We start from the raw sequence: 26,981 nt of genomic DNA, 5'->3' as shown, positions 1-26,981 counted from the left end.
CCAACCCCAACCCCAACCCCAACCCCAACCCCAACGGTTGGGAAAGCGTATGCTCATCGCAGTGACGCCCGAAATCTAAGCTTACACAGAATAAGAATATAATCCATCACTTCCCGCATTTCGTCAATTGGAAACTCCCCGGCCAGCGGCTAGAGTAGAACTATCAAGTCAAGGGAGGCAGTGAAGGGCATGCAGTATGCAGGTGGGGGTAAGAAGCCGGAGGCAGCCGGGGACAACGCTGACAACGGTGGCAATGGGGACAATGCGGACAATGCGGATAATACGGATAATACGGACAATGTGGACAATCCGGACAGAGCAGACCGGGTACAGGTACGGGAGACCAGTGTGATGATACCAACCTATGAGGCAGGCGCCGCTGATCCAAATCCTATGTTTCTGGAGAAAAGAGTCTATCAGGGAAGCTCAGGGCGTGTATATCCGCATCCTGTGATTGAGAGCATCTCGAATGTGAAGCAGGATAGGGCGTACAAGCTGATTATTCTGGAGAATGAATATCTGCGCATAGAGATCATGCCGGAGCTTGGGGGGCGGATCTACCGGGCGCTCGACAAGACGAACAATTATGATTTTGTCTATTATAACCGCGTAATCAAGCCAGCGCTGGTCGGCCTTGCAGGTCCCTGGATCTCCGGGGGCATTGAGTTCAACTGGCCGCAGCATCACCGCCCCAATACGTTCGGCCCGGTTGGATATAAGCTTGAGGCTGCTGAGGATGGAAGCGCTGCCGTATGGGTGAGCGAGATTGACCGGATGTACGGGACGAAGGTTACGGCTGCGTTCAGACTCTATCCCGGGAGAGCCTATCTGGAGGTCCATGCGCAGTGTTATAACCGGACGCCGCAGCCGCAGACCTTCCTCTGGTGGGCCAACCCGGCGGTTGCGGTGAATGATCAGACGCAGTCTGTTTTTCCGCCTGATGTCACAGCTGTCTTCGATCATGGCAAAAGGGATGTATCGCGGTTCCCTATTGCGACCGGTACCTACTACAAACAGGATTATTCGGAAGGCGTGGACATCTCCCGCTATAAGAATATTCCGGTTCCGACCTCCTATATGGTCTATAAGTCGGATTATAATTTCGTCGGCGGATATGATCACGGTGTCCAGGCGGGGCTGCTGCATGTGGCTGATCATCATATCTCACCGGGGAAGAAGCAATGGACCTGGGGGAACGGTGAGTTCGGCCAGGCCTGGGACCGCCAGCTGACCGATGAGGACGGACCTTATATTGAACTCATGACGGGCGTGTACACCGATAATCAGCCTGACTTCACCTGGCTGCAACCGTATGAGGAGAAGAGCTTCACCCAGTATTTCATGCCGTATAAGGGCATCGGTCTGGTGAAAAATGCCTCGGTAGACGCTGCGGTCAATCTGGAGGTTGATGCCGCATTGGCTCAGGCGGTGGTGAAGGTATACGTGACTTCACGGTTTGAACAGGCCATTATCCGGTTAAGCGGAGCCGCAGGCGAATATCTGCGGGAGACTGCAGATCTGTCTCCCGCAGAGGTTATAGAGCGTAAGGTTATGCTGAACCATGGAGAGCAGGAGCATAACCTCAAGCTGACGGTTCATAGCGGGGAGGGCAGGCTGCTGGTCGCCTATCAGCCGAAGCGTCCGGAGATCGGGCGTATCCCTGAGGCGGCGAAGCCGCTGGCCCCGCCGGAAGAGCTGCGCTCAGCAGAGGAGCTATATCTGGCCGGCCTGCATCTGGAGCAGTACCGGCATGCCACCTTTGAGCCGGAGGCCTATTATCTGGAGGGGCTTAAACGGGACAGCGGGGATATCCGGCTGAATGTAGCGTATGGAACGCTGCTGCTCCGCCGCGGGCAATATGCGCAGAGTGAGCCTTTGCTCCGCCGCGCCATTGAACGTCTGACCTCGCGTAATCCTAACCCGTATGACAGCGAAGCCTATTATCAGCTGGGGGTTGCCCTGCGCGGTCAGAACCGCCTGGATGAGGCTTTTGCTGCTTATTACAAAGCGGTATGGTCGGCAGCCTGGCAGGATGCAGGGTATTACTCACTAGCTCAGATTGCCTGCCGGCAGGGCCGGTATGCCGAGGCGCTGGAGCTGGCGGAGCGTTCGCTGATCCGCAATGCGCGTAACTATAAGGCGAGGAACCTCAAGTCAGCTCTCCTGCGGAGGCTTGGCCGGCCGCAGCAGGCGAGGGGATTCGCAAGTGAGACTGTGCAGCTTGATCCTGCTGATTTTGGCGCATATAACGAACTGGCCCTGGCCCTTGCAGCACTGGGTGACCCTGCTGCGGCAGAAGAGGCGCTGACAGAATTGGAACGGCTTATGCGTGATGATGCACACAATTACCTTAATCTTATGGCAGATTATATGGGCTGCGGACTGTATGCGGAAGCTCTTGCTGTAGGGGAGAGGGCGGCCCAGCGGGGCAGACCCGGATCTGAAACCGGATTCAAATCTGAACCTGAATCCGTCTATCCAATGCTGCATTATGCCCTTGGCGAATGTTATGAGTGTACGGGACAAGATGAGCAGGCACGGGAGGCCCGCCGCCAGGGGCAAGCAGCCTCCCCGCTGCACTGCTTCCCGAACTCCCTGTCCGAGCTTGAATGGCTGTTAAGTGCCGTCCGGGCGAATCCCCTGGATGATAAAGCCTATTACTATCTCGGCAATCTCTATTATGACAAGAAGCGGCCGGAGGAAGCGGCGGCAAGCTGGGAACGTTCACGTGAACTGAGAGGGGATTTCGCCATCGTTCACCGCAATCTGGCCCTGGCCTATTACAACAAGCAGCACAATCCTGAGGCGGCGCTCGCTTCACTGGAGCAGGCCTTCGCCTGTGCGCCGCAGGATGCGCGGATTCTGTATGAGCTGGATCAGCTGCGCAAGAAGCTCGCGTGGTCCGCCGGGGAACGGCTGGAACATCTTGAATCACGGCGCAGCTTGGTGGAGCAGCGGGATGATCTGTATATCGAATATGTAACGATGCTTAACCAGCTTGAGCGCTATGACGAAGCGGTTAGGGCATTAAGCTCGCGTAACTTCCATCCCTGGGAGGGCGGAGAGGGGAAGGTGACCGGGCAATACCAATTCGCCCACAGCGGGCTTGGCAGACTGGCACTGGAGAACGGGCAGTATGAAGCGGCGCTTGAGCATTTCCGGCTGGCGCTGGCCTATCCGCATAATCTGGGCGAAGGGAGGCTGGAAGGGGCGCAGGAGAATAATATTCAATATGCTCTTGGCCGGGTATACGAAGGACTTGGGCAAGAAGAAGAGGCTGAGCGCTGCTACAGGGCGGCTTCACAAGGTCTGGCGGAGCCGGCAAGTGCGGTGTTCTACAATGACCAGCCGCCGGAGATGATTTTCTACCAGGGGCTGGCCTGGTTGAGGCTCCGGCAGCCGAAGGAGGCGCAGCGCCGCTTCAATTTATTGATCGATTATGCCGAGCGTCATCTTTTCGATGATATCAAGCTGGACTATTTCGCCGTATCGCTGCCGGATTTCCTGGTGTTTGAGGATGACCTCAACCGGCGCAATGTCATTCATTGCCGCTACATGCGGGGGCTCGGGCTTCTCGGGCTCGGGCGCAAGCAAGAAGCTGCGCGGGAACTGGATGATGTGCTGGCTATGGAGCCGAATCATCAGGGAGCCCTTGTTCACCGCCATATATGCAACGCAGGGAATGAATCGAATTCAACCCTAGAAGGAGTGAAAATGAATGGAATACGCAAATAGCAGGCTACCGCGCAAGCTTACCCTCACCATGTGGGATTTCTCCTGGTACACCATGACCTTGCCGGGCGAGCCTTATCATGATCTGGCGGCAAGATGCAAGGAGGCAGCCGACAGAGGATACAACACCATCCGGATCTGCGCCATGCCGTTCCTGTTATTCACAGCGGAAGGCAAACGCCCCGGACCACTGCACTTCGGCAGTCTGGGGGAAGTGGGCCAGCGTACCCGCTGGTACAACTGCCGCGGCGGTGCCGAGCTGGACGGGCATGCGCATCTGCTGGAGCTGTTCAGGCAGGCCAAGGCGCAGGGACTCTATATTATGCTGTCTTCCTGGGAATATCAGCAGAGCCCCAGCTTCCTGGCCTATCCCGCGCTGCGTGATGAGCTGGCTGCAGTTGCTCCCGCAGAGCGGTTCATGACCCTGGCCCGGTCGATGGACCAGCTCATCCGGTATATCAAGGGGGAAGGCTTCGCTGATCGAATTGTTTATGCCGAGCTGCATAATGAAGTGGAATTCGGGCAGCTTACCGCCGTGGGTACCGTGCAGGGAATCGGCGCAGCGGATACGCCTAGGCTGGTGGAGGCCATGCAGCCTTATATCGAGGAAGCGGTGGGTTATCTCCGGGGGCAGCATCCCGATGTTCTGATCACAGCCAGCTATACACTGAACGAAGCTTATCCGAAGGCATATGTAGCCCGTAATTTACAGGTGGCTCACTATCATCTCTATATCAAAGGCGTGCTGAATGAGCTTATGGACGCAGCGGGGTTGAATGATGAGGGGGTGCCTTTTCCGAATACCTTTGTCCGGTCTATGCTGAGGGAAGATGCCCCGCCCTTCGGGGAATGGAACCTGCCCGCAGGGCAGGAGTGGCGGATGGAGGGCAATCCGGTCGGGATGAAGCTGATCTATCTGCATGATTGGGCCGACCCTGATCTATGGGATCTCTACCTGTATGACCGCTATGGAGCCCATAAGCTGGCGATGCTGCAAAAAGCGGACATGCGCCTGGAAGAAGCGCAGGAATGGGCGGTACATTCGGGCCTGCCGGTGGTAATCGGCGAAGGCTATGTCGGCTATACCCCGCTGCTTGCAGGCTTCGAGGAAGGCCCGGTCGGGAAATTCATTGCCGAGTATGCGCTGCGTAAGGGGATGGCCCTGGGCTTCTGGGGCATGACGCTATGCTCCAACTGTGCGCCGCATCATCCGTTCTGGCAGGATGTGGCCTGGCAGCAGCGGTGGAACCGGTACATTCTTGAAGCGGAGTAGCGGAGTAGTGAAGCGGCGTAGTCAGCGCGGCAGACCGGCAGCTTGTCATGCCGCGTCCCTCCGGGGCGGACAGCCGTTCCGAAGTAACACGAGAGAGCGCATTGTCTTGGCTGTATGTTTTATAGAGCTTTGAGGACAGAATAGCAGTATATGGGGCCCAAAAGGGCTGGCTTTGTCTACAACGCGTAGTTCTGCCATGATATAATCGCAGAGAAGCAGTCTATTCTGGACATCAAGGCCAAGACGGCTGAGGGCAAACGGATCAGCATCGAAATGCAGCTGTTCAATCCATACAATATGGAGAAGCGGACGCTTTTCTACTGGAGTGAGATGTATTACCACCAAATTCAAAAAGGCGACGATGATCAATATACTGAACTACTCCTGTCTGCCGAATGACCGTCATCATAATGTGTTTCATCTTCGGGAAGATCACACTGGAATTTCTCTTAATAACGATCTTGAGATTCATGTGATGGAATTAACAAAGCTCGAGGAGCAGGCCGTTCCATTAACTGGTGGTCTGATCAACTGGTTATTATTCCTGAAGGGTGTTGAACAACCAAATTGGGAGGTGCTAACCATGAATGAACCGATGTTGAAAAAAGCAATGGATACGCTGGAGTTCCTGAGTCAAGATGCCGCTACACGTATGGAATATGATGCCCGGATGAAGTATTTACGTGATGAGGCGTCACGGATGAATGGGGCTAAGGCTGAGGGGATTGCTGAGAGGATCAAAAGACTGCTCCAACTTGGGGCAGTTTTTTTGAAAATATAAGTAATTTATATGTTTCACTCGAAGGGAAGTGAGCGAATGGGCCATTCGTTATTTGAAATTACAGAGTCCGCGATTATACCCGCTGAGGTATCTGATAAAGTTCTGCGCAGAGAAGCCGGGGCGATTACCTTATTCATTGGGACGGTGCGTGAGTTCACACAGGGGAAGAAAACCTTGTATCTTGAATATGAAGCATACCCGTCCATGGCTGTAACGCAGCTGAAGCGTATCGGGCAGGAAGTGCTGGAGCGCTGGCCGGATACGAAGGTTGCAGTCACCCACCGGATAGGTAAGCTTGAGATTACCGACATTGCAGTGGTCATCGCAGTCTCCTCGCCCCACCGTAAGGCTGCCTATGAAGCGAATGAATACGTGATTGAGCGGATCAAGCAAATCGTCCCCATCTGGAAAAAAGAAACCGGCGAGGACGGCAAAGCGTGGATTGGCGACCAGCTGAATCAAAATGCCTACCCTGAGGGCCGTCCGCTGCTGCCAGATATTCCAGCGGAAGACGAGAGGTAGCTAAAAGGAGGAACGTTCAATGAATGCAGAACAAGTGATGCAGGAGCTTGAAGCGCTTGGCAAGGAACGGACCAAGAAGATGTATACCGCAAACGGTGCACGGGAGCCGCTCTTTGGTGTGGCTACCGGTGCAATGAAGCCGATTTTCAAGCAAACCAAGATCGATCAGGCGCTGGCTGAGGAGCTGTATGCTACAGGTAATTATGATGCGATGTATTTTGCCGGGATCATTGCCGACCCGAACGGGATGACAGAAGCGGACTATAACCGCTGGATGGACGGGGCTTATTTCTATATGCTGTCTGATTTCGTCGTGGCTGTAACCTTGGCTGAAGCAGATATTGCCCAGCAGGTGGCGGATGAGTGGATCAGGAGCGGAGAGGATCTCCGGATGTCGGCAGGCTGGAGCTGTTACTGCTGGCTGCTGGGAAGCCGCCCGGATCAGGAGTTCCAGCGCGACAAGCTGGCCGGGATGCTGGAGCTTGTGGGTAAGACCATTCATGACTCCCCGGAGCGTACCCGGTACTCTATGAACAATTTTATGTATACCGTAGCCGTGTCCTATTTACCGCTGCATGATCTGGCATGTGAGACGGCGGAGCGGGTGGGTCCGGTCGAGGTGGACAAGGACAAGCCGAAGAGCAAGCTCATCAGCGCTTACGATAATATTATGAAGGCTGTCGGCAAAGGACGGACCGGCTTCAAACGCAAACATGTACGCTGCTGATTTCCCGGTTTTCACCGGCATCCGGTAATGCTTCGCCGCTTCTGGTTAATAAATGCTATGCATTTGGATAACCTATTCCCTATCCCGGAAGAAAAGAGGCGGTTAAGATGTCAACTACACACCATAGTCACGAGGAAGCCGTTGAGACGGTCCGCAAGCTGATCAAGGGTATTGATATGGCTATGCTTACCACGATTTCGGAGGAAGGGCTGGTCTCCCGGCCTATGAAGACACAGGAGGTTGAATTCGACGGAGACTTGTGGTTCCTGACCAAGAAGGATACGAGCAAGTTCGGGGAGATACTGTATGACCCGCGCGTCAATGTCGTGTATGCCGACAAGTCCTATGTCTCCATCCGTGGAACGGCCGAGATTGTAACCGATGTAAGTAAGAAAAAAGAGTTTTGGAGTGCAGGGTACGAGGCGTTCCTGAAGACAAGCTATGATGACCCGAATGTCATTCTGATTAAAGTCCATGCCGAAGCGGCTGAATACTGGAAGAGCGGCAACCTGGCCGAGAAGGCGGTATACATGTTCAAACGGATGACCGGCCAGGACACTGACAAGCTGAATCTGAATCAGACGGTCGAGCTGGAGTAGAGTAGAGTGGAGTAGACAGACAGGCGGTTTTAGGAAGCCTTAGGTTCATAGGTTCTGCAACGGAGAGATCAACAGAATTCATCTGTGGGTCTCTTTTTTTGTTGTGGAGCCGGGAAAAGATAATTGTCACATTACATACGGCTCAAGTGTTATATCTATATGATTTGCAGAAAGGAGATTATCGTGGACCCTATCGAAGAGAAAATTAGAAGGATACAAGACGGGGAAGGAGGCCTGTACTCGGATGTGATCAGGCTGTACCAGCAGCGGATTTACCTCTATTGTTACCGCTTGCTGAATAACAAGGAAGATGCGGAAGATGCGGTACAGGACATCCTGATCAAGGCCTACCAGAATATCGGGCAGTACAAGCCTCAGGCAGATTTCACCTCATGGCTCTACAAAATTGCTTATCATCACTGCCTGAACCTGCTGCGGCGGCAGAAATTCCAGCAGCAGGTACGGAAGCTGCTCCGGCAGGAGGTTACGGAGAAAAGCGCAGAGCAAATAGCCCAGAACCGCCTGTTCAGTGAGCCGGTCTCGGCTGCTCTGGGGAAGCTGGATGTGGAGGACCGGAATTTATTGATCCTGCGGATTTATGAAGATAAATCATTTGCGGAAATCAGTGAAATTCTGGGTGTGAGTACGGCTACCGTACGCAAAAGATATGAACGGACCAGGGAAAAACTTAAAAAAGCGATTGAGAGAAAGGAGAAACAATTATGGGCAAGCGTGAATTAACTCCAGAGGAGCAGTTTCTGAAGGAGGGAGACCGTTCAGCACATTGGAACACTGTTGATGTTCATGAACCAGTAATGAAGGCGCTCGGGCTTGAGTGGGCATTGACTGCTGAAGAAGACGAGACCCTGCTTCAGACCCTTCCGCCAAGCGGAGAGGCACCAAAAGTAATGCGCAGAATGGAAACAAGAACCGGGCGGAGACAGAAGCGGATTCCGGTGAAGGGCTGGGCGGCGGCGGTCCTGGCACTGGTCTTGCTGGGCGGCGGCTATACCCAATTCTCCGGCAAACTCCAGCAAGGAGCTGAAGCCCAGAGTTCGGGTGAAGTCCGGCAAGGGGCCGGAGCCCCGTATAAGGTGCTTCCGTATCAGCCGATTCCGGCGACGGCTTCCGGCGGAACGCTGATTGAGAAGGCGAAACAACCCTTGAAGCCTTATATTCCCAACGCAGAGCCGGATGCAGACGATGAAGCCAACCAGCAGCTGAGTATTCTCTATAACCAGAAGTATTCAAAAGGGGCAGAGCTCATGAAGGAGCTGCTGCTTCCTGGAGAGTATGCCACCTATGTAATTACGCGTGAAGATGAGGAGGGAGAGGGGAGTATGAACATGTATCGCCCGCCCCTCACGTTCAAGGACTATACCGCCTATAAGACCAGTGTAGAGGAGCACAACGCTCCGGTCCTGGAGCAGCCGGCGTATCTGCCGGAAGGGTATGCCCTGGACGAGGCAATCATTAAGCCTTCTTTCTTAAAAGTTCCGGAGGTGCAGGAGCTTAAAGGCGGAAACGAGAGAGACCTGGGAGACAACTTCCGGTTAGCCTGGAGAGTGGAGAAGGCGGAGAACATTGACTACCCGTATTCCTCACTGGTATACAAGAAGGGGGAGGTTCAGGTGAGAATCGGTGTCTCGCGTGTGGATGACAACCAAAACCCGGCAGATCCGCTCTCGTGGAGTGAACATACAAAGATGGAAAATATAGAGATCAAAGGCAGACAAGCTATTTTTTCGGATGACACGGACAACAAGGAGCTTGACTTGGGATTTAAGTACGAGTTAGTTTGGTCTGATCCGAGTGCAAAGGTTATCTATTCTGTGATCGCCGGCCAGGAGAATACGGAGCTAACGAAAGACGAGCTTATCGGCATTGCCGCCAGTATGATGAAATAAGTAACGCAGAGTTGACACTCAGGGCTGTTTCGCTATCTTAGGATAGCGGAGCAGCCTTTGAACGTTTTTTGCCGATCTGCAGGATGGCATATTCGTAAGATTTTATAAGAATTCGTGCATTGCTCTCCTATGAACTTCAATTCCATATTGTTACTATAGCAATGTAGCAAGAGAATACAGATGCATACAGGAGGGTTAAAGATGTTGAAATGGAAGCGTTCTCTTTCGGTCCTGGCGATGACAGCGATATTAGGTACACTGGCTGCCTGCGGCGGCGGAGGGAATAAAGTAAACAATGCAGGAGGGGCTACAGAAGCACCTGCCAGCACCAATGCTGCTGCGACGGCTGCTGCAACTGATGCACCAAGCACCAATGAGCCGGTCAAGCTGCGGATTATGTGGTGGGGCTCCCAGCCGCGTCACGAAGCTACCCTGGCGGCCCTGGAATTGTACACGAAGAATAATCCGAACGTAACCTTCGAGCCGGAGTATTCCGGTATGGACGGTTATCTGGACAAATTATCCACGCAGGCAGCGGCCAACAACGCACCTGATGTTGTTCAGCTTGACCCGGGCTGGATGCCGGACTGGATGGCCCGCCAGCAGCTGGCCGACCTGGCTCCTGAGGTGGATGTAAGCAAATTCGACGCGAAGCTGCTGTCAGGCGGCCAATTGGACGGCAAGCAGTATGCCGTTCCGCTCGGCTCGGTGGCCTTCGGTATGGTATATGATAAAGCCGCTATGGATAAGCTGGGCATTGCGAATCCGGCTAACGGCTGGACCTGGGATGAGTTCTTCGCCCTGGCGAAGGAATCCAAGTCCAAGCTGCCGAAGGGACAGTATTTTACCCTCGACTATGCAGGTAACTATTTCATGTACTCAGCGTATCAGTATGCCAGAGGCAAAGGGCAGGTCATCACAGATGACGGTCACTTCAACGTGGATGAAGCCACTTATCTGGACTGGACCCGCAAGTTCGAAGAGCTCCGCAAGGAAGGGCTTGTTCCTCCGGCGGATGTGAATGCCTCCGATAAGGAGAATGATCCGCAAATGGATCTGCTCGCAGCAGGCAAGGTGCTGTTCCGTTACAGCTTCTCCAACAATCTGGGAACCTGGGACAGCATTAAGCCGGGAGCCTACGCACTTGTAACCATGCCGCGTGCCGAAGAGGCCGGAGGCTGGCTGAAGCCGTCGATGTACATGGCGGTCTCCAAGAACTCCAAGCATGCTGAAGAAGCCAAGAAATTCATCAACTGGTTCGTGAATGATGCTGAGGCTGCCCAAATCACCAAGACCTTCCGCGGCCTCCCGGCCAACAAGGATAATGCCGCTCTGCTGGAAGCTAATATGAGCGATCTGGATAAGGTAGGCTTGGCTCTGCTCCGTGCTACGGAGCCGGATGGCCAGACCTGGTCGGCCGGAGCCGGCGGCTGGACGAACTTCGTGGATAAAGACTGGGTACTGGTCCGTGACCAGCTCAGCTTCGGTAAATCCACACCGGAAGAGGCGTTCAAGCAGCTGAAGGAAGCCTCGCTATCCTACGAGAAATAAGGTATGAACTGTAAGCCCGGGACAGCAATGTTCCGGGCTTTATCTTTTTAAAAGATAAGAATGTACGAATTAATCGTTATATTTTGAAAGAATTCGAGCATTGCCCTCCTTTAGCCGGAGTGTGGGCCAATACTATACTTAAGCTATACAAATTGACCACAAGAGGTGACCACAGATGAACCGCTCCACAACCACTTTAGCCCAAGCCTCGCCAGCGCCGAAAAAAAGCTCCTATTTCAAAAGCCGGTGGAACGCTCCGCTTGCAGGCTATTTGTTTATTTCGCCCTGGCTGATCGGGTTCCTGGTACTGACGGCGTATCCGTTGTTCTTATCCCTGTATTATTCGTTTACCGACTACACCCTGATGCAGCCGATGAAATGGATCGGGTCCCGCAATTACGAACGGATTTTCACCGCAGACCCCAAATTCATTCAATCCGCCAAAGTCACAGTCATGTATGTGCTGGCCTCCGTGCCGCTTAAGCTGATTGCGGCCCTGCTCGTGGCCATGGTACTCAGCAGAGCGGTCAGAGGGATCAGCGTCTACCGCACAGCGATCTATTTCCCTTCTCTAATCGGAGGCAGTATCGGGGTATCGCTGCTCTGGCGTAACATCTTCGGGGTAGACGGGATTTTTAACAAGCTGATTGCCGTCTTTGGCATCGAAGGGAAAAGCTGGATTACCAACCCGGACACCGCGCTTAGCACACTGATTCTGCTCACGGTCTGGCAATTCGGCTCCACCATGGTTATCTTCCTGGCAGGGCTGAAGCAGATTCCCAATGACTTGTATGAAGCTTCCTCGGTAGACGGGGCGAACAGGTTCATTCAATTCTTCCGCATTACATTGCCTATGCTGTCGCCGATTCTCTACTTCAACCTGATTATGGCCGTGATCAACGCCTTCCAGATGTTCACCTCGGCCTTCGTGATTACGAATGGCGGACCGATGAACGCTACATATGTATATGCCATGTATTTGTACGAACGGGCCTTCAGCCGGTACGAGCTGGGCTACGCTTCTGCATTGGCCTGGATTATGCTGGTCGCCATTGTGGCCGCAACACTTCTGATCTCTTACACCTCGAAGTATTGGGTATTCTATGAGACTGACACTGGAGGGAAAAAACGCAAATGACAACTTTGAATTGGAAGCCTGCACTCCGGCATGTGTTCATGATTCTCTTCAGCTTCCTCATGGTCTATCCGATTGTCTGGTGGATCGGAGCCTCGCTGAAGGACAGCACCGAGCTGAGTTCACCGGGAATCTTCCCGTCCGTTCCGCAATGGGAGAACTTCACCAAAGGCTGGAACTCGGTGCCCGGACATACATTCACTGATTTCTACCTTAACACCTTCTGGCTGGAAATTATGGTGCTGATCGCAACCCTGTTATCCTGCACGCTGGTTGCTTTCGGATTCGCCAGACTTGATTTTCCGCTGAAGAAATTCTGGTTCTCGATTCTGATGCTGACGCTGATGATGCCGGGCCAGGTGCTGATTATTCCCCAGTATGCCTTGTTCCATCAGCTGGGCTGGGTGAACACGTATTTGCCGTTTGTCGTTCCCCATCTGCTGGCGGGCGGGGCCGGCGGAAGCTTCTTCGTCTTCCTGCTGATCCAGTTCATCCGCGGTGTGCCCAAGGAGCTGGACGAATCGGCCAAAATCGACGGCTGCTCCTGGTTCGGGATTTTCTGGAGAGTGGTCATGCCGCTCGCCTTCCCGGCGGTCGTTACGGTGACGATCTTCTGCTTCCTGTGGAACTGGGATGACTTCCTGGGACACCTCCTGTACATCAACACAGTTGACAAATACACGGTGGGCCTTGCGCTGCGTATGATTAATGACTCCCAGTCTGCAGCCGAGTGGGGCCAGCTTCTGGCCATGTCGCTTGTCTCTATTGTTCCGGCAACGCTTGTGTTCACCTTCCTGCAAAAGTATTTCGTGGACGGGATTGCGACAACAGGCATAAAGGGATAAGATGTAAAAAAACATCCGTCCGATAACGGTAAAGCGCCTGAGCCTTATTCGACGCTTTACCGTTTATTTCGTATGAAGCGGAGGCGAAGGAAGGGGATCACTTGACCAATCCTTTTAAAAAGTACAGGATCGACCGTCTGTTTTTTCACAGCTTTGCCATTATAATTATTCTGGTGATAGCGGTAACGGCTTGGACCAGCTACAGCAACTCCTCCAAGGCCCTTGTACAGACCACCTCCCATTATCAGCAGCGGCTGCTGGATGAGTTGAACAATGAGATTACCACCCGGCTCGATATGATTGAGCAGATCTCACTGTCCACCTCCCGGGACAACGAGCTGACGACCTTTCTCTTGAACAGGCAGGATGATTTCGAGCGGTACCGCAAGCGTGTAAGCGTTGAGAGTGCGCTTGGCAATTTGACCTATGCCATTCCGTTGATTCAGGGGATTGACCTGTATATGGATGAGCCGATGCCGAGCGACGGCCAGAGCTATATCCAATTCCGGAATATTCGCGATCTGGATAAGCAGTCCTGGGCCAGGAATCTGGTGAAAAGCGATTTCGCCTGGTCGGGAGAACATTCCATTCCCAGTGTGCAGGGAGACATTCCGGTGCTTAGCTTCGCCCGGAAAATCATGAACGAGAACGACTATCTCGGTGTGCTTGTCGTTCATATTAAAGCCAGGGAAATCCGTGCGCTGCTGACCGGCAACTCCTCCGGGTCGAACCGGATCATGGCGGACAGCGCCGGCAAGCAGATTCTGAGCATCGGGGAGACGCTGGAGCAGAGCGAGTGGTCGAAATGGATCGACCTCAAGAGCAACAAATCCGGCTATGTCCACATTCCCGGCGATAAGGATACCGGCAATACGCTGCTGGTCTACTCCAGAATGGATAATTCCATCTGGACGCTGATTGAGTTCACCTCCTGGAAGCAGATTACGGCAAGCAGTCTGGAGCTGGCGGAATGGATCGGGCTGATCGGGATTGGAGCGATTCTGCTGGTCCTGCTATTGACGCATTATCTGAGCAGGCAATTCTCCAAGCCCATTAAGCAGCTTGTAAGCGCTATGAGAATATATTCAGTCGGCGGGCACAAGGAGGAGCTGCCAAGCGACTACGAGAATGAATTCGGTTATTTATTCTCCGGCTACCGCAAGCAGACCGAGCGTATCGAGGAGCTGTACCTGTCGCTGGAGCGGCGGTATGAGCAGCAGCGCAAAGCGGAGATTGAGGCCTTGCAGGCCAATATCAATCCCCATTTTCTCTACAATATGCTGGACCAGCTCAACTGGATGGCGATTGAGGCCGGACAGGATGAGCTGAGCCGGATTCTGGAGCTGATGGGCCAGATGTTCAGGATCGGCTTATCCAACGGGGCAAGCTTCATTATGGTATCGGAGGAATTGCAGCATATCCAGTGTTATCTCGAAATCCAGCAGCTCCGCTGGGGCGACGGTCTGGAGTACACTATCGAGGTGGAACCGGGGCTTCAGGAGGCTTATCTTCCCAAGCTCACCCTGCAGCCGTTCGTGGAGAATTCCATTGTACACGGCTTCAATAAGCAGCGCAGCGGCCATGTCTCGATCTCCTTAACTAAGGTAGAGGAGACGCTGCAGATTATAATTGATGATAACGGAGCAGGCCTGAAGCAGCCGGAGGCGCGGACGCACAGGCGGCATACCGGCGGCTATGGCATACGGAATGTGAGAGAGCGGATTGCCGGATATTTCGGAAATGACTACGGGGTTACACTGAGTGAACGTGAAGAGGGAGGGACCCGGGTAGAGATTGTTCTGCCGCTGCTCACAGAGGCTCCGGCACAGATACTGACTGCTTCTCTCGCTGCGAAGGAAGGCTGAGGACGGCTGCTGCGGGCCAGAGAAGCTTAAGGAGGCAGACATGATGTGGAAGATCGCTATTATTGACGATGAGCGCCAAGTACTTCAGGGGATGAAACGGGCGATTCCATGGGAGGAGCTGGGTGCGGAATGGGCCGGTGAGGCGCTGAACGGGGAGGACGGTCTGGCGATGATCCGGGCAACCAGCCCGGACATTGTAATCACAGATATCTATATGCCGGTGATGAGCGGCCTGGAGATGATGGAGCAATTAAGGAACGAGGGCTTCAAGGGCAAAATCATTATTCTAAGCGGTTATTCAGACTTCGAGCATGCCAGACAAGCCCTCCGGCTTCAGGTCAGTGACTATGTCTCCAAGCCGATCAGTCTGCCTACGCTTAGAACGATCCTGCACAAGGTTATTGCAGAGCTGCTCAGAGAGCAGGAGAAGGTGATCAGACAAGGCGAGCTGGAGCTAAAAATGATGCTGTATGAGCCTTTTGTCGAGAAGGAATGGGTCCGGTCCGCTGCGGTCGGCACCCTGGAGCCTTCGTATCGGAACAATTCCCATCTTCCGCCTTCGTATCATTACTGGCTGGAAGGCAGGCATGCAAGCATAGGGATCGAGCTGATCCGTGATGACCGGGCCAGCTCCTTCTCGGTCTCGGACTGGAATCTGCTGCGCTTCGCAGTCAGTAACATTGCCTGTGAGGTTACGCGCAAGCATTACGCTAATATGGAATACACTGAGCTGAACAGCTACCGGGCCTTGCTGATTATTCACCCCGAGGCAGAATGCACACAGCAGCTGGAGGAGCTGGGGACCCGGCTGGTCGACAGCATCCACTCGTATCTCAGGCTGGTAGTCCGCATAGGGATTGGAGGACTGAAGGATACATGGACGAAGATTCCAGAATCGACGGAGGAGGCGTTCCGCGCCATGGATCACGGAGCCTTACGGATCAGTCCGGCCTATGAGGTGTACTGCTACCGGGAGAGCCACAGCAGCGGGCAGGACCGTGGGGTGCTCTTCCCGGTGAAGTTCTCTTACAAGCTGGCCGCCGCGATGAAGGCTTCACAGGAGGCGGAGGCGCAGCAGCTTGTATACGGATACATTACCGAGCTGCAAGCGCAGCAAGGGGTCTCCGCCAGCTATGTGCAGATGCTCGGCAGCGAGCTATGGGGCATTATCACCTACTCCCTGTATGAGTCCGGATTCGTGCTCGATGATCTGTTCACCAATGACCAGATTGCCCAGGAGATCGGCAACCTGGCCATACCCGACCAGCTGGCAAGCTGGTTGTCCGCCAAAATTACAGCGATCTGTGCCAGCCGTCAATGGAAGGGTAGCAGCAAGCACCGGCAGGTCGTTGATTTCATGACGAACTACATTCATGAGCATTATGCCGAGGAGCTTACGCTGGCTGATCTGTCGGATAAGGTGTTCATCTCCCGGAATCATTTGTCGATTATTTTCAAGAACATTACCGGGGAGACCTTCAACAATTACCTGACCCGGGTACGGATTGAGAAGGCCAGAGAGCTGCTCATGGAACGCAATATGCTGGTCTATGAAGTGGCGGAGCGGGTTGGCTACAAGAACATTCCTTATTTCAGTACTCTATTCAAGAAGATCACCGGCATGAATCCCACGGAGCTGATCAAATGATGACACATATAATCCGCTAGAGACAAGTATGATGATAGAAGCCGCGATGACAGAGCAGGGACTTGCGGCTTAGCTGCATCAACATCAATGTGTCATCAAGGAGGACAGGGGTATGCCCGTTAACTTCAGCATTATCGGCGGAGGGGGATTCCGCGCACAGTATTATTTACGAATTGCCCGGGTCTTGCCGGACCTGTTTCGGATCGGCGGCCTTGTAGTCAGGGACCGGGCCCAGGGACAGGAGATAGAAGCGGCGTGGGGTGTTCAGACATACCGTTCCCTTGACGAGCTGCTGCGGAATGAGGACCCGGATTTCGCAGTAGTCTCCGTCAGCGGCGGGGCGGCAATGAACTATTTGTACCGGTTGGCCGAGATTGGCCTTCCGGCACTGACAGAGACGCCGCCTGCCTCCAGTCTGGAAGAGCTGGAGCAGCTGCACAAGGAGCTAACCGTGCACGGGGCTTGGATACAGGTCGCAGAGCAGTACCCGTACCATCCGATCCAGGAGGCGCGGCTGTCATTGATCCGCTCCGGCAGGCTGGGCAGAATCACCGAGACGACGGTCTCGGTATCCCATCTGTATCATGGGGCAGCCCTGATGCGCAGGATGCTCGGCATCGGGTTCGAGGAGGCGGTCATCCGGGGGATGCGGTTCGACTCCAACTGGGTTGGCGGACCAACCCGCAGCGGCCCTCCGGTTGAAGACAAGCTGATTCCGCTGCACAGGGATTTGGCCTGGCTGGATTTCGGAGACCGGCTGGGCATTTACGATTTCACCAAGGACCAGCACCGCTCCTGGACGCGCTCGAATCATCTTAGCGTGCGCGGAGAGCGCGGGGAGATCTTCGACAACCGGGTGCTGATCCAGCAGGAGAATCTGGTGCCTCTGCAAATGGAGCTGAAGCGCATCAACCGTGGAGAACAGGAGAATGCCGAAGGCTATTACCTCCAAGGGATAATTTGTGGAGAGCAATGGCTGTATAACAACCCGTTCGCCCCGGCTCGGCTGTACGATGACGAGCTCGCCATTGCGTCCTGTCTGGATAAGATGGCCCTCTATGCGGCTGGCGGCCCCGGCTTCTACGGACTGGAGGAAGCCTCGCAGGATGTATACCTCGGCAAGCTGATTGAGAAGGCCATTGAGTCCGGCGAAGCCGTAAGAGCAGAGCGGATGTGCTGGGCGGAGGGGAAGTAGGGTTGTGGCGGGAGTGTAGCTGCTGGTTATGCTGCTCACATTCTGGCCCGGCTTGAGCTATTGCTGTGGCTGAATGTGTGCTTGATCAAACTTCGTTTCGCTCAAACCCCGGCCTCATGCGGACATTGGCCCCGCCATTTTCGCAGTGGAAAGGCATATATTTATGCGAAGTCACTGTATGAGTGGAGTATGTTATTGACGGAGGGAGCAAGCCGGTACTATAATCTGAAAAACGGATGAAGCACATCCCGCACCCTGATTGATTGGGTGCGGGATTTTTTGTGCGTGAATATGCCTGTAACTTTAGGTTCTGACGCCCCCGGAAGTGAGTGGAGACAGGTGGAATGATCAAGCTCAGTTTGCGGGGGGAGAGTTGATTTTATAGAGGAGGAAGAGAGAAATGGGATTTGCTGAAGAGCATCAGAGATGGCTGGAATATCATAAGAAACGCAGGACGGGGGAACGTCTGGACCGGCTGGAGCGGGGGCACCGGCATGGGGAGCAAATGTTTGTGGAGCGGGTATGGTGGCCGATTTTCGGGAAGTTGGATGATCTTCATCCGGAGTACGAGGTTGCCGATTGGCGGGGCAGGCCGTATTTTGTGGATTTTGTGTGGAAGCCTGGACAGGTTAAGTTCGCTATTGAGATCAAGGGATATGGGCCGCATGTTCAGAACACGGACCGGACCAGATACCGCCAAGAGCTGAACCGGGAGACGTATCTGCAGATTGCCGGATACCGCGTCATCGCCATCCCGTACGATGATCTGGAGTCTGCACCGGAGCAGACAATCTCCCTGCTGAAAGCTTTGCTAACCCCAAGTTTGTTGAAAACCAGTTCGCAGGGGAGCAGTCAATTTACGAGGATAGAGCGCGACATCTTGCGGATTGCAATTAGTCAGAGTAGGTCTCTGCGACCGGTGGATGTGGAGAAGCAACTTGAGATTGACCCGCGTACTGTGAAGAAACTATTAAGTGCTTTATGTGAAAAAGGCAAACTTAAACCTATCTTACGGGAGGGTGGTAGGAGAGTGTGCAGGTATGAGCTTATTTCATCTTTTATGGATATCGATTTGTGGTAATTAGCGTTATTCCGCTTTTGAATCCGCCTAGTGGGAAAGGAGGAGAAAAGGGATAAATCCCATTAAATCTGCCCGAAGTGGGCAATAGAAGGGAAAGAACGGGATTTATCCCATTAAACTCGTCTGAATTGAGTAAAACGAGGAAAATAAAGGTATATATCCCATTAACTCTGCCTGAAGCGGGCGAAAGGAGAAAATGAGAGGGATAAATCCCATTAAGTCCACCGAAAGCCGGCGGCGATCAGAAATGAGGAGCATTAGTGCACCTGAATCCGGCAAAGTTGGCAGCGAGGCGGAAATGAGGGGCATTAGTGCCCCTGAATCCGGCAAAGTTGGCGGCGCGGCGGAAATGAGGGGCATTAGTGCCCCTGATCCCCCCGCAAACGGCCCCACGGCTAATGCCTCAAGCCCCGCCCACCGGCAGCTTGATCGTGAACGCCGAGCCTTGGCCCGGCTCGCTGCGCACCTCAATGGTGCCTTTGCTCAGGCTGATGATGCGCGCGGCGAGCGGCAGGCCGAGGCCGTTGCCCCCGGCGGCGCGGGCGGGGTCGCCCTGGTAGAACTTCTCGAAGATGTGCTTGCGCACCTTCGGGGTCATGCCGATGCCGGTGTCCGCGATGACCACCGAGATCCAGGCCCCGTCCGAGTGGAGCGCGACCGAGATCGTTCCGCCCTCCGGCGTGAACTTGATCGCATTGCCGAGCACATTAAGCCACACCTGCATCATCAGCTCCTCGTTGCCATAATACCGCTGCTCATCCAGCTCAATATCCAGATTCAGCTGCTTGGCGGACCAGAGGGATTCCAGCAGCAGCAGTGCCTGGCGGAGCTGCTCATCCAGCGGATATTCGGCCAGCTCTGAGAGCATCTCCTGGTTCTCCAGCTTGGATATCTTGAGGATGTTACCGGACAGATTGGACAGCTGCCGTGAGCTCTCAATGATCATTCCGGTGTATTCGTTATGCTCCTCCTTGCTCAGATTCTCTTCCTGCAGCAGCATGGCGTACCCTTCGATTGCTGCAATGGGCGTCTTGAATTCGTGAGACACATTCACGACGAAGTCATTGCGGAGGGTCTCGATGCTGCGAAGCTCCTGAACCATAAGGTTGAAATGATGTGCCACCTCACTGATCTCATTAATCCGGTGGGACTCATTCAGATAGATATTGAAGTTGCCGTCTGCAATCTCTTTGGCTGCCCTGCTGAAGTCTGTAATCGGGGCCAGGATCTTCTTGCCCACCATGATAGTGATCGTAGTCCCGACGACCAGGCTGAACAGCATCATTGTCAGAACGGGCGGAAACGGATTGCCGTGCTCCCTGGTATGATTGCCCAGCCGGTAATACAGAAAGGCTATGACTCCCAGGATGAAGACAAAGAACAGAATGATCACGAACACCATTGAGACGAAATACCACCATAGCCCCCTGTCTCTTCCCCGAATCATCCCTGCTTCACCGCCTTATAGCCAAGCCCTCTGACCGTGACGATTTCAAAATCCGGATTGTCCCTGAAACGCTCCCGCAGCCGGTTAATGTGAACCACCACCGTATGCTCATCCGACTCGGAGTCCATCCCCCAGATTTCATCCATGAGCTGCTGCTTGGTGAAAATTTTATTCGGATAAGAGATCATTTTATAGAGGAGATAGAATTCCTTTTGCGGCAGCACGGTGCGTTCAGGCCCCTGAATCACGGTTAACGCATCATAGTCCAGTACCGTTTCTCCCCATTCGATTTTGCGTTCGCTGATGATTTTGGCCCGGCGCAGCAGCGCCCCGACACGCAGGAGCATCTCATTCACATTGACCGGCTTGACCATATAATCATCAATGCCAACGAGGAAGCCCTGCTGCTTATCGGCAAAATTCTCCCGCGCCGTCACCATCAGGACCGGAAGCTGACTGTTGTTGTCCCGGATCATCCGTGTCAGCTCGAAGCCGTCCATCACGGGCATCATAATATCGCAGATCATCAGATCGATATATTCCTTATCCAGCATCGCCAGCGCATCCTCGCCATTCACAGCCGGAACCGTGCGGTAGCCGTGTCTGGTCAGTACAGTACAGAAGAGCTGCCGCAGCTTGGCGTCATCCTCAACTACAAGAATAGTAAACATAGGTTCTCCTCCTGGAACGGTTCCATGTTATAGAACGTATAGCCTGTATATATGTTCTGTGGTTTTTTTTAAGTATACCTCATCAAGATCAACTTAATCTCAACCGGGAGTTTAGGTTTAGTTTATATTGGACGATTATACTGGGGAACAGCAGGACAGGAAGTGCGTCGCACCTACAGAGAATAAGAGTATAGGAATGGAAAGGGAGACTGGACAATGCTGCAATTAAAAAACATTACCAAGAGCTATAAGACCGGTGAATTCACTCAAGTTGCACTGGATAAAGTAAATCTCAATTTCAGAGAAAGTGAGTTCGTTGCGATTCTGGGCCAGAGCGGCTCGGGCAAGACCACGCTGCTTAATATCGTCGGCGGACTGGATCAGTATGACAGCGGAGAGCTGATCATTAACGGCCAATCGACGGAGCGCTTCAAGGACAGCGAGTGGGATGCGTACCGCAATAACAGTGTCGGCTTTATTTTTCAGAGTTATAATCTGATCTCGCACTTAAGCATCACAGACAACGTGGAGATGGGGATGACACTCAGCGGGGTATCTTCAGCCGAGAAGCACCGCAAGGCGCTGGAGGTACTGGAGAAGGTCGGACTTAAGGATCATGTGCACAAAAAGCCGAACCAGCTCTCAGGCGGACAGATGCAGCGTGTGGCGATTGCCCGTGCGCTCGCGAACAATCCGGATATTATCCTGGCCGATGAGCCTACCGGAGCCTTGGATTCGGAGACCAGTGAGCAGATCATGGAGCTGATCAAGTCGATTGCCGAGGATAAGCTCGTCATCATGGTTACCCATAATCCTGAGCTGGCAGAGAACTATGCAGACCGCGTGATCCGCTTCTCGGATGGTCATGCGATCTCGGACAGCAATCCGCTGCCTACACAGAAGACCTCAAGTGCGTATAAGCTGAAGCAGACAAGCATGAGCTTTTTCACAGCCCTCAAATTATCCGGCAAAAACATTGCCACCAAGAAATGGCGCACGGGGTTGACCGCTTTTGCCTCCAGTATCGGAATTATCGGTATTGCCCTGATCCTGTCCCTGTCCAATGGCTTCGACAAACAGATCAGCTCCTATGAAACCGGGGCCTTATCCAACTTCCCGATCTCCATCAACCAGACGGCAATGAACTTGCAGAATGCAGGTCCTCCAGGCCAGGAAACAACGGAGCTCCCCTCCTATCCGGCTGAGAAAAAGCTGTATCCATACGACCCTACGGTGAATTCAGCCATCCACACGAACGTGCTGACCAAGGAGTATATCGAGTACCTTGACGGAATCGATCCCAAGCTGATTGACGGCGTCTCTTACACCCGTACCGTGAATATGAACTGGCTGGTGAAGAATGGGGACAAGGCGTCGGTTCTGGATAAAAGCAAGATCACAGTAGCACCGTATCCAAGCAAACAGGGCAGTGCCTCGGGCAGCTATCTGGAGCAATACTATGATCTGCTGGAGGGGAAATTCCCGACAGAGAAGACGGATCTTGTGCTGATCGTGGATCAGTACAACCGTCTGACCGATGGAGCAGTGAATGCGCTCGGACTGGATTATAAAGCAAAGAGTATCAATCTGAGTGATCTGGTCGGAACTCCGCTCAAGCTGGTCATGAACAATGATTATTATAAGCAAAATGGTGAACAGTTTGTAGTCAATGCAACCGGAGGAAATCTGAATGACCTCTACAACAGCCCTAAGGCAGTAACACTTAATATTGTCGGTGTGCTGCGCGCACAGGAGGGGTCGACAATCTCAACGCTGTCGCCCGGCCTAGTCTACTCCGATGAATTGGCAGCCTCCTTCATTGCAGATGCACAGAAATCGGAAATTGTACTCGCACAAGAGAAATCCGATATCAATGTATTGACGGGGCAAGCCCTGTCGGAGGGGGTCGCAGGCGGAGGCTCCGGTACCGGAATGGGCGAGATGCCGCTAGTGAACGCCGGGATGGCAGCGGCAGCCAGCATGTCGTCCATGACGAAGGAGAATGCCCTTGCAGCGCTGGGGGCCACGGATATTCCAAGCGCAGTCTCGCTGTATCCGATTGATTTCAGCGCCAAGGAATCTGTAACGGCTTATCTCGATAAGTGGAATGAAGGGAAGGCTGCCGAAGCTCAGGTACAGTACACCGACCTCGCAGCTATTGTCACCAACATTTCCGGCGGAATTATGGACGGGATTACGATGGTGCTGATTGCTTTTGCGGCGATTTCCCTGGTGGTCTCCCTGATCATGATTGCGATCATTACGTATATCTCCGTGATGGAACGTACGAAGGAGATCGGCGTACTGCGTGCACTGGGTGCCCGTAAGAAGGATATCACGCGGGTGTTCAATGCCGAGACCTTCATTATCGGAGCATGCTCGGGGATTCTGGGCATCGGCATCACTTATCTGCTGACCATCCCTGTCAATGCAGTCCTCTACAACCTGACGGAGCTGAAAAATGTCGCCCAGCTGAATCCGCTCCACGCGCTCGTTCTTGGTGTCATCAGCGTCCTGCTCACTATGCTGGGCGGAGCTATTCCGGCCAAGATGGCGGCGAAGAAGGACCCGGTGACTGCCCTGCGCAGTGAATAACCAGCCGTAGTCCAGATCAGCCAGACTGAAATAACGAAATGATGAAATGACGAAGAACCAAGGGAATCCGTTCCTTTGGTTCTTTCTGCATTTAATTTCCGCATGATAAATTGTCATAGATCACAGACATACAGGAATATTGTGGGATAAAATAACAGGAAATAGAGAGTTAATCATGTACCCAGGAGGGATTAAATGAAGACCAGAGGCAAGTTACAGGTCATTGCAGGTTTTCTTATGCTGGCGGCTATTATTACCTTGCACGATGTGCTGGAGAATCAGACTCTGAGAATCGTATTATCGATCACTGTAGCGGTAGCCGCTGCTTATTTTCTTTCCAAAATCAGTTCTCCGAAGCAGGTATCCGGCAGAACGATGACGGTAGCGTTAATATCACTGCTGTTATTCACTTGCGCATACCATATCCTTTTGTCCGTAGTTCTGGAGCAGAGTATATTCGCTAATGGTTTTTGGATGTTCTTATGCGTCATTTATTTGTTAATCTGGATGCGTGACCGGCTAAGTCCCTCAAAATAACAGCCGCCGCTTGCATTGGGAGTAGCCGGAGCAGCAGTCTGGGATTACTCCGCAGAAGGCAGCTGGGCGCGCAGCGTTTTCTTTTTGTTAATCTCCTTGGACAGCTCTAGCTGCTGCTGGGAGATTTTTTTGAGCTCGGCCTGCAGCTTGGTAATGCGGCTCATTTTACTGCTGAGGGAGCTTGGGGATGAGCTTAGCTTGCAGTCTTTTTCCAGCTGGTTGATCTTGAGCTTGGTCTTGCGGGTCTTCTTCTGCAGCTCTGTAATACCGGCTTCCATCTCTGCGATCTCCTGGTTTAAACGATCCAGCACCGGTTTTGTGAAATTAATAGCCATTCGGGCACCTCTTACTTTTATTAATATAATAAGCATTCAGGATATCATTGTACTATAAGCGCTACGTATATGCGAGGGTGTAGAAGAAGATCCGTGGAGTGCGCTCCGCGGGTCTTCTTCTGTCAGCAGCCTATGGAATAGCACAGCAGGCAGGTGCTCTCCTCAGACCTCCTCGGCGACAACGGTCTGCTGCTTCAGGGCCGGTTCCTTGGCTTGACCCACCTGCTTAATGAAGAAGGAGAGTAAGAGCCCGATAATTCCGATGCCCACAATAACCAGATAGGAATCGTTGATGCCCTGGATGGAAGCCTCCATTACCATATGCTTCTGAGTCTCGCCGGCAGTTCCGCCGCTGGCTGCGAGTTCCTGGAAGTGAGTGGCGGTACGGCTGGTCATCACGGTGACCAGCAGAGAAGTGCCTACTGCGCCGGCAACCTGCCTTACGGTATTGGAGATCGCTGTACCATGTGAATTCAGCCTGGAGGGCAGCTGATTCAGCCCGAGGGTCTGAATCGGCATCAGCAGCAAGGCCATGCCGATCCGGCGGCCGGTGGACATCAGCATCAAATAACCGTAGCTTGTCGAGTCTGTAAGATTCACGAAGCTGAGTGTAGTCAGAATCGTGATCGTCAGGCCGATAATGGCGAGCCATTTCGCTCCGAAGCGGTCGAACAGCTTGCCGGTGACCGGCATCAGCGCCCCCATAATCACCGCGCCGGGCAGCAGCAGCAGGCCGGATTCCATAGCGGTGAAGCCGCGGGCATTCTGCAGATAGAGCGGCAGCAGCATCATATCCGCATACATCACAATCGTAACCGCCACACTGATGACGGTGGTCAAGGAGAACATATTGTATTGGAAGGCCCGCAGATCCAGCAGCGGGCTCACGGAGGTGAGCTGCTTCCATATGAATAATCCTAGCGACACGGCGCCGGCGGCCAGCGACAATAGCACCTCTGCGCTGGACCAGCCAGCACTGGCTGCCCGGCTGAAGCCATAGAGCAGGGTGCCGAATCCGATGGTGGACAGGATCACGCTGGTAATATCGATTTTGGGAAAAGATCGCTCGGCCACATTTCTCAGATAAATAAAACCGCATACGATGACCATAACCGTGAGTGGAAGCATGCCGTAGAACATCATCTCCCAAGAATAACGTTCCATAATATATCCGGCCAGCGTAGGGCCGATAGCCGGGGCAAAGATAATGGCCAGCCCGACCATCCCCATGGCGGCTCCTCTTTTCTCACGCGGGAAGAGGGTCAAAATAACCTGGGTGAGCAGCGGCATGATAATGCCGGCACCGGCAGCCTGAATCATCCGTCCGGTAAGTAGCACAGGGAAGCTTCCCGCGAGCGCTGATACAAGGGTACCCGCAAAGAAAATAAACATCGAGGCCTGGAAAAGCTCCCGTGTAGTGAATCGCTGCATTAGATAGGCCGTAATGGGAATCAGCACACCGTTAACCAGCATATAGCCGGTAGTGAGCCACTGGGCCGTGGCCGCCGTAATATCGAAGTCATGCATCAGCTCCGGTGTAGCAACACTCATGATGGTCTGATTTAGTGTAGCCAGAAAGGCACCCAGAATCATTACGAAAAGAATAGGTCCCTTGGAAATGGGTTGGGCTTCTTTGCTTGCTGTCTTGTTACTCACTATTCTTCATCCTTTCAAACCGCCAACTCATGGACTAAATTTACAAAGTGTCGTATAGTTTACAATGTATAAAGTAGATTATAAATGAAAATATCATGTAATCAAGCAACGATTTTCGTGAAAATGTAAATTAGTTTACACTTTGATGATATGTGTAGTGTATATAGTTGAAAAACGACACTTTTGACTGAAAATGTAGCCTGCTCTTGGGCAGCACAGATTGGAGAGAACAGAAATGACGAATCCCGCCGAGCGGACAGATCCGCGTGTCCTTCGTACACGCCAATTTCTTAAAGAGGCTCTAATAGAGCTGATGGAAGAGATGAGTATAGAGAAAATTACCGTCAACCGCCTTGCGCAGCGGGCCCAAATTAACCGTGTGACCTTCTATCTGCATTACCGGGATATCCCGGATATGCTGGAGAAAATGGCGGATGATATGGCTGAGGAGGTTCTGGAAGTGGTGAGAGAGGATACGGATTTTATGGAAGCCGCACAACAAGAGAAGTGGCCGATGCTGGAGCACCTGCTTGTGCATATTGCAGAGAACGCCAAATTCTACAAAATCGTACTTACGTCGCGGAAGAGCACGATCTTTACCGACCGGCTTTTTAAACTGATGGCAGACATTATTTCTGCACGGGTGGAGAGCAGGGTTACCGCGCATGACGCTTCTGAAGTAACGGTACAGAAGGACATCGCTGTGTGGTACGGCTCGGCGGCCCTCATTGGCACCATCATCGCCTGGCTCCGGGAGGATATGCCGTATACACCGCAGTATCTAGCCAAGCAGATCACTTCGCTACGGGCGAATTGATTGCCGGAGGCAGATCAGGATGGCTCCACAGGTCCAAGAGCAGCCAATTCCTCCCGCATATA

21 protein-coding genes and 1 pseudogene are annotated in these 26,981 nt (G+C 53.2%); 18 read left to right on the top strand and 4 right to left on the bottom strand.

Going from position 1 to position 26,981, the window contains the following annotated elements; translation table 11 throughout:
- The first annotated feature begins 351 nt into the window (after positions 1–351).
- The 15 genes and pseudogenes from C173_RS14255 to C173_RS14185 all read left to right on the top strand — a co-directional run bounded on the left by C173_RS14255 (position 352) and on the right by C173_RS14185 (position 18,861).
- The gene (locus C173_RS14255) at positions 352–3,735 is read left to right on the top strand and encodes a DUF5107 domain-containing protein (protein ID WP_051478055.1); all 3,384 of its coding nucleotides are present in this window, start codon (positions 352–354) and stop codon (positions 3,733–3,735) included.
- A complete protein-coding gene (locus C173_RS14250) occupies positions 3,719–5,005 on the top strand; it encodes a cellulase-like family protein (RefSeq protein WP_036725837.1) in 1,287 nt (428 codons plus the stop codon). Before C173_RS14255 ends, C173_RS14250 begins: the two co-directional genes overlap by 17 nt.
- A 198-nt stretch (positions 5,006–5,203) precedes the next feature.
- Positions 5,204–5,744 (top strand): annotated as a pseudogene (locus C173_RS14245) (Rpn family recombination-promoting nuclease/putative transposase); the annotation flags it as partial.
- Positions 5,745–5,822: 78 nt separating this feature from the next.
- The gene (locus C173_RS14240; RefSeq protein WP_036725835.1) at positions 5,823–6,308 is read left to right on the top strand and encodes a molybdenum cofactor biosynthesis protein MoaE; all 486 of its coding nucleotides are present in this window, start codon (positions 5,823–5,825) and stop codon (positions 6,306–6,308) included.
- 19 nt (positions 6,309–6,327) lie between these two features.
- Positions 6,328–7,035 carry a DNA alkylation repair protein gene (locus C173_RS14235; protein WP_036725834.1) on the top strand — a complete coding sequence of 236 codons (708 nt, stop codon included), beginning with the start codon at positions 6,328–6,330 and terminating at the stop codon, positions 7,033–7,035.
- 107 nt (positions 7,036–7,142) lie between these two features.
- Positions 7,143–7,634 (top strand): pyridoxamine 5'-phosphate oxidase family protein, encoded by a 492-nt coding sequence (locus tag C173_RS14230; protein ID WP_036725832.1) that lies wholly within the window; start codon positions 7,143–7,145, stop codon positions 7,632–7,634.
- A 183-nt stretch (positions 7,635–7,817) separates the two neighbouring features.
- Entirely contained in the window at positions 7,818–8,375 is a 558-nt protein-coding gene (locus C173_RS14225) for an RNA polymerase sigma factor (protein ID WP_235191889.1), read from the top strand.
- Positions 8,357–9,541 (top strand): hypothetical protein, encoded by a 1,185-nt coding sequence (locus C173_RS14220; protein ID WP_036725831.1) that lies wholly within the window; start codon positions 8,357–8,359, stop codon positions 9,539–9,541. The genes C173_RS14225 and C173_RS14220 overlap by 19 nt, the downstream gene beginning before the upstream one ends.
- 201 nt (positions 9,542–9,742) lie before the next feature.
- The gene (locus C173_RS14215) at positions 9,743–11,092 is read left to right on the top strand and encodes an ABC transporter substrate-binding protein (RefSeq protein ID WP_036725829.1); all 1,350 of its coding nucleotides are present in this window, start codon (positions 9,743–9,745) and stop codon (positions 11,090–11,092) included.
- 175 nt (positions 11,093–11,267) lie between these two features.
- On the top strand, positions 11,268–12,230 hold the full coding sequence (locus C173_RS14210) for a carbohydrate ABC transporter permease (RefSeq protein WP_036725828.1): 963 nt from the start codon (positions 11,268–11,270) through the stop codon (positions 12,228–12,230).
- A complete protein-coding gene (locus C173_RS14205; protein WP_036725825.1) occupies positions 12,227–13,072 on the top strand; it encodes a carbohydrate ABC transporter permease in 846 nt (281 codons plus the stop codon). The genes C173_RS14210 and C173_RS14205 overlap by 4 nt, the downstream gene beginning before the upstream one ends.
- Before the next feature lie 101 nt (positions 13,073–13,173).
- A complete protein-coding gene (locus C173_RS14200; RefSeq protein WP_051478050.1) occupies positions 13,174–14,937 on the top strand; it encodes a sensor histidine kinase in 1,764 nt (587 codons plus the stop codon).
- Positions 14,938–14,980: 43 nt separating this feature from the next.
- Positions 14,981–16,585 (top strand): response regulator transcription factor, encoded by a 1,605-nt coding sequence (locus tag C173_RS14195; RefSeq protein WP_036725823.1) that lies wholly within the window; start codon positions 14,981–14,983, stop codon positions 16,583–16,585.
- 112 nt (positions 16,586–16,697) lie between these two features.
- On the top strand, positions 16,698–17,780 hold the full coding sequence (locus C173_RS14190) for a Gfo/Idh/MocA family protein (RefSeq protein ID WP_036725821.1): 1,083 nt from the start codon (positions 16,698–16,700) through the stop codon (positions 17,778–17,780).
- A gap of 400 nt (positions 17,781–18,180) precedes the next feature.
- On the top strand, positions 18,181–18,861 hold the full coding sequence (locus C173_RS14185) for a hypothetical protein (protein WP_036725818.1): 681 nt from the start codon (positions 18,181–18,183) through the stop codon (positions 18,859–18,861).
- Positions 18,862–19,264: 403 nt separating this feature from the next.
- Here the strand turns inward: C173_RS14185 and C173_RS14180 are convergent, their stop codons facing one another.
- Complete coding sequence (locus C173_RS14180) at positions 19,265–20,308, bottom strand: HAMP domain-containing sensor histidine kinase (protein WP_051478049.1); 1,044 nt, start codon at positions 20,306–20,308, stop codon at positions 19,265–19,267.
- On the bottom strand, positions 20,305–20,979 hold the full coding sequence (locus tag C173_RS14175) for a response regulator transcription factor (protein ID WP_036725816.1): 675 nt from the start codon (positions 20,977–20,979) through the stop codon (positions 20,305–20,307). Before C173_RS14175 ends, C173_RS14180 begins: the two co-directional genes overlap by 4 nt.
- A gap of 216 nt (positions 20,980–21,195) precedes the next feature.
- Here C173_RS14175 and C173_RS14170 point away from each other — a divergent pair, with 216 nt between their 5' ends.
- A complete protein-coding gene (locus C173_RS14170; protein WP_036725814.1) occupies positions 21,196–23,574 on the top strand; it encodes an ABC transporter ATP-binding protein/permease in 2,379 nt (792 codons plus the stop codon).
- A 195-nt stretch (positions 23,575–23,769) separates the two neighbouring features.
- The gene (locus tag C173_RS14165; RefSeq protein WP_036725812.1) at positions 23,770–24,111 is read left to right on the top strand and encodes a hypothetical protein; all 342 of its coding nucleotides are present in this window, start codon (positions 23,770–23,772) and stop codon (positions 24,109–24,111) included.
- A 44-nt stretch (positions 24,112–24,155) separates the two neighbouring features.
- On the opposite strand, the gene C173_RS14160 is transcribed toward C173_RS14165, so the two are convergent.
- Positions 24,156–24,446: a hypothetical protein gene (locus tag C173_RS14160; protein WP_036725809.1), complete on the bottom strand. Its 291-nt coding sequence runs from the start codon at positions 24,444–24,446 to the stop codon at positions 24,156–24,158.
- 162 nt (positions 24,447–24,608) lie between these two features.
- Entirely contained in the window at positions 24,609–26,039 is a 1,431-nt protein-coding gene (locus C173_RS14155; RefSeq protein WP_081751171.1) for a DHA2 family efflux MFS transporter permease subunit, read from the bottom strand.
- Between the two features lie 298 nt (positions 26,040–26,337).
- Here C173_RS14155 and C173_RS14150 point away from each other — a divergent pair, with 298 nt between their 5' ends.
- A complete protein-coding gene (locus C173_RS14150) occupies positions 26,338–26,919 on the top strand; it encodes a TetR/AcrR family transcriptional regulator (RefSeq protein WP_036725805.1) in 582 nt (193 codons plus the stop codon).
- Positions 26,920–26,981 lie beyond the last annotated feature (62 nt).

The sequence above is a fragment of the Paenibacillus sp. FSL R7-277 genome (assembly GCF_000517965.1).
Classification (GTDB): Bacteria; Bacillota; Bacilli; order Paenibacillales; family Paenibacillaceae; genus Paenibacillus_AQ; species Paenibacillus_AQ silagei.
The sequence above is the reverse complement of the archived record's forward strand: the minus strand, read 5'-3'. Positions and strand labels throughout refer to the sequence as shown.

Coding starts and splice junctions, on each gene's coding strand:
- C173_RS14255 (WP_051478055.1), top strand. CDS start 352: ATGATACCAACCTATGAGGCAGGCGCCGCTGATCCAAATCCTATGTTT.
- C173_RS14250 (WP_036725837.1), top strand. CDS start 3,719: ATGGAATACGCAAATAGCAGGCTACCGCGCAAGCTTACCCTCACCATG.
- C173_RS14240 (WP_036725835.1), top strand. CDS start 5,823: ATGGGCCATTCGTTATTTGAAATTACAGAGTCCGCGATTATACCCGCT.
- C173_RS14235 (WP_036725834.1), top strand. CDS start 6,328: ATGAATGCAGAACAAGTGATGCAGGAGCTTGAAGCGCTTGGCAAGGAA.
- C173_RS14230 (WP_036725832.1), top strand. CDS start 7,143: ATGTCAACTACACACCATAGTCACGAGGAAGCCGTTGAGACGGTCCGC.
- C173_RS14220 (WP_036725831.1), top strand. CDS start 8,357: ATGGGCAAGCGTGAATTAACTCCAGAGGAGCAGTTTCTGAAGGAGGGA.
- C173_RS14215 (WP_036725829.1), top strand. CDS start 9,743: ATGTTGAAATGGAAGCGTTCTCTTTCGGTCCTGGCGATGACAGCGATA.
- C173_RS14210 (WP_036725828.1), top strand. CDS start 11,268: ATGAACCGCTCCACAACCACTTTAGCCCAAGCCTCGCCAGCGCCGAAA.
- C173_RS14205 (WP_036725825.1), top strand. CDS start 12,227: ATGACAACTTTGAATTGGAAGCCTGCACTCCGGCATGTGTTCATGATT.
- C173_RS14195 (WP_036725823.1), top strand. CDS start 14,981: ATGTGGAAGATCGCTATTATTGACGATGAGCGCCAAGTACTTCAGGGG.
- C173_RS14190 (WP_036725821.1), top strand. CDS start 16,698: ATGCCCGTTAACTTCAGCATTATCGGCGGAGGGGGATTCCGCGCACAG.
- C173_RS14185 (WP_036725818.1), top strand. CDS start 18,181: ATGGGATTTGCTGAAGAGCATCAGAGATGGCTGGAATATCATAAGAAA.
- C173_RS14180 (WP_051478049.1), bottom strand. CDS start 20,308: ATGATTCGGGGAAGAGACAGGGGGCTATGGTGGTATTTCGTCTCAATG.
- C173_RS14175 (WP_036725816.1), bottom strand. CDS start 20,979: ATGTTTACTATTCTTGTAGTTGAGGATGACGCCAAGCTGCGGCAGCTC.
- C173_RS14170 (WP_036725814.1), top strand. CDS start 21,196: ATGCTGCAATTAAAAAACATTACCAAGAGCTATAAGACCGGTGAATTC.
- C173_RS14165 (WP_036725812.1), top strand. CDS start 23,770: ATGAAGACCAGAGGCAAGTTACAGGTCATTGCAGGTTTTCTTATGCTG.
- C173_RS14160 (WP_036725809.1), bottom strand. CDS start 24,446: ATGGCTATTAATTTCACAAAACCGGTGCTGGATCGTTTAAACCAGGAG.
- C173_RS14155 (WP_081751171.1), bottom strand. CDS start 26,039: ATGATTCTGGGTGCCTTTCTGGCTACACTAAATCAGACCATCATGAGT.
- C173_RS14150 (WP_036725805.1), top strand. CDS start 26,338: ATGACGAATCCCGCCGAGCGGACAGATCCGCGTGTCCTTCGTACACGC.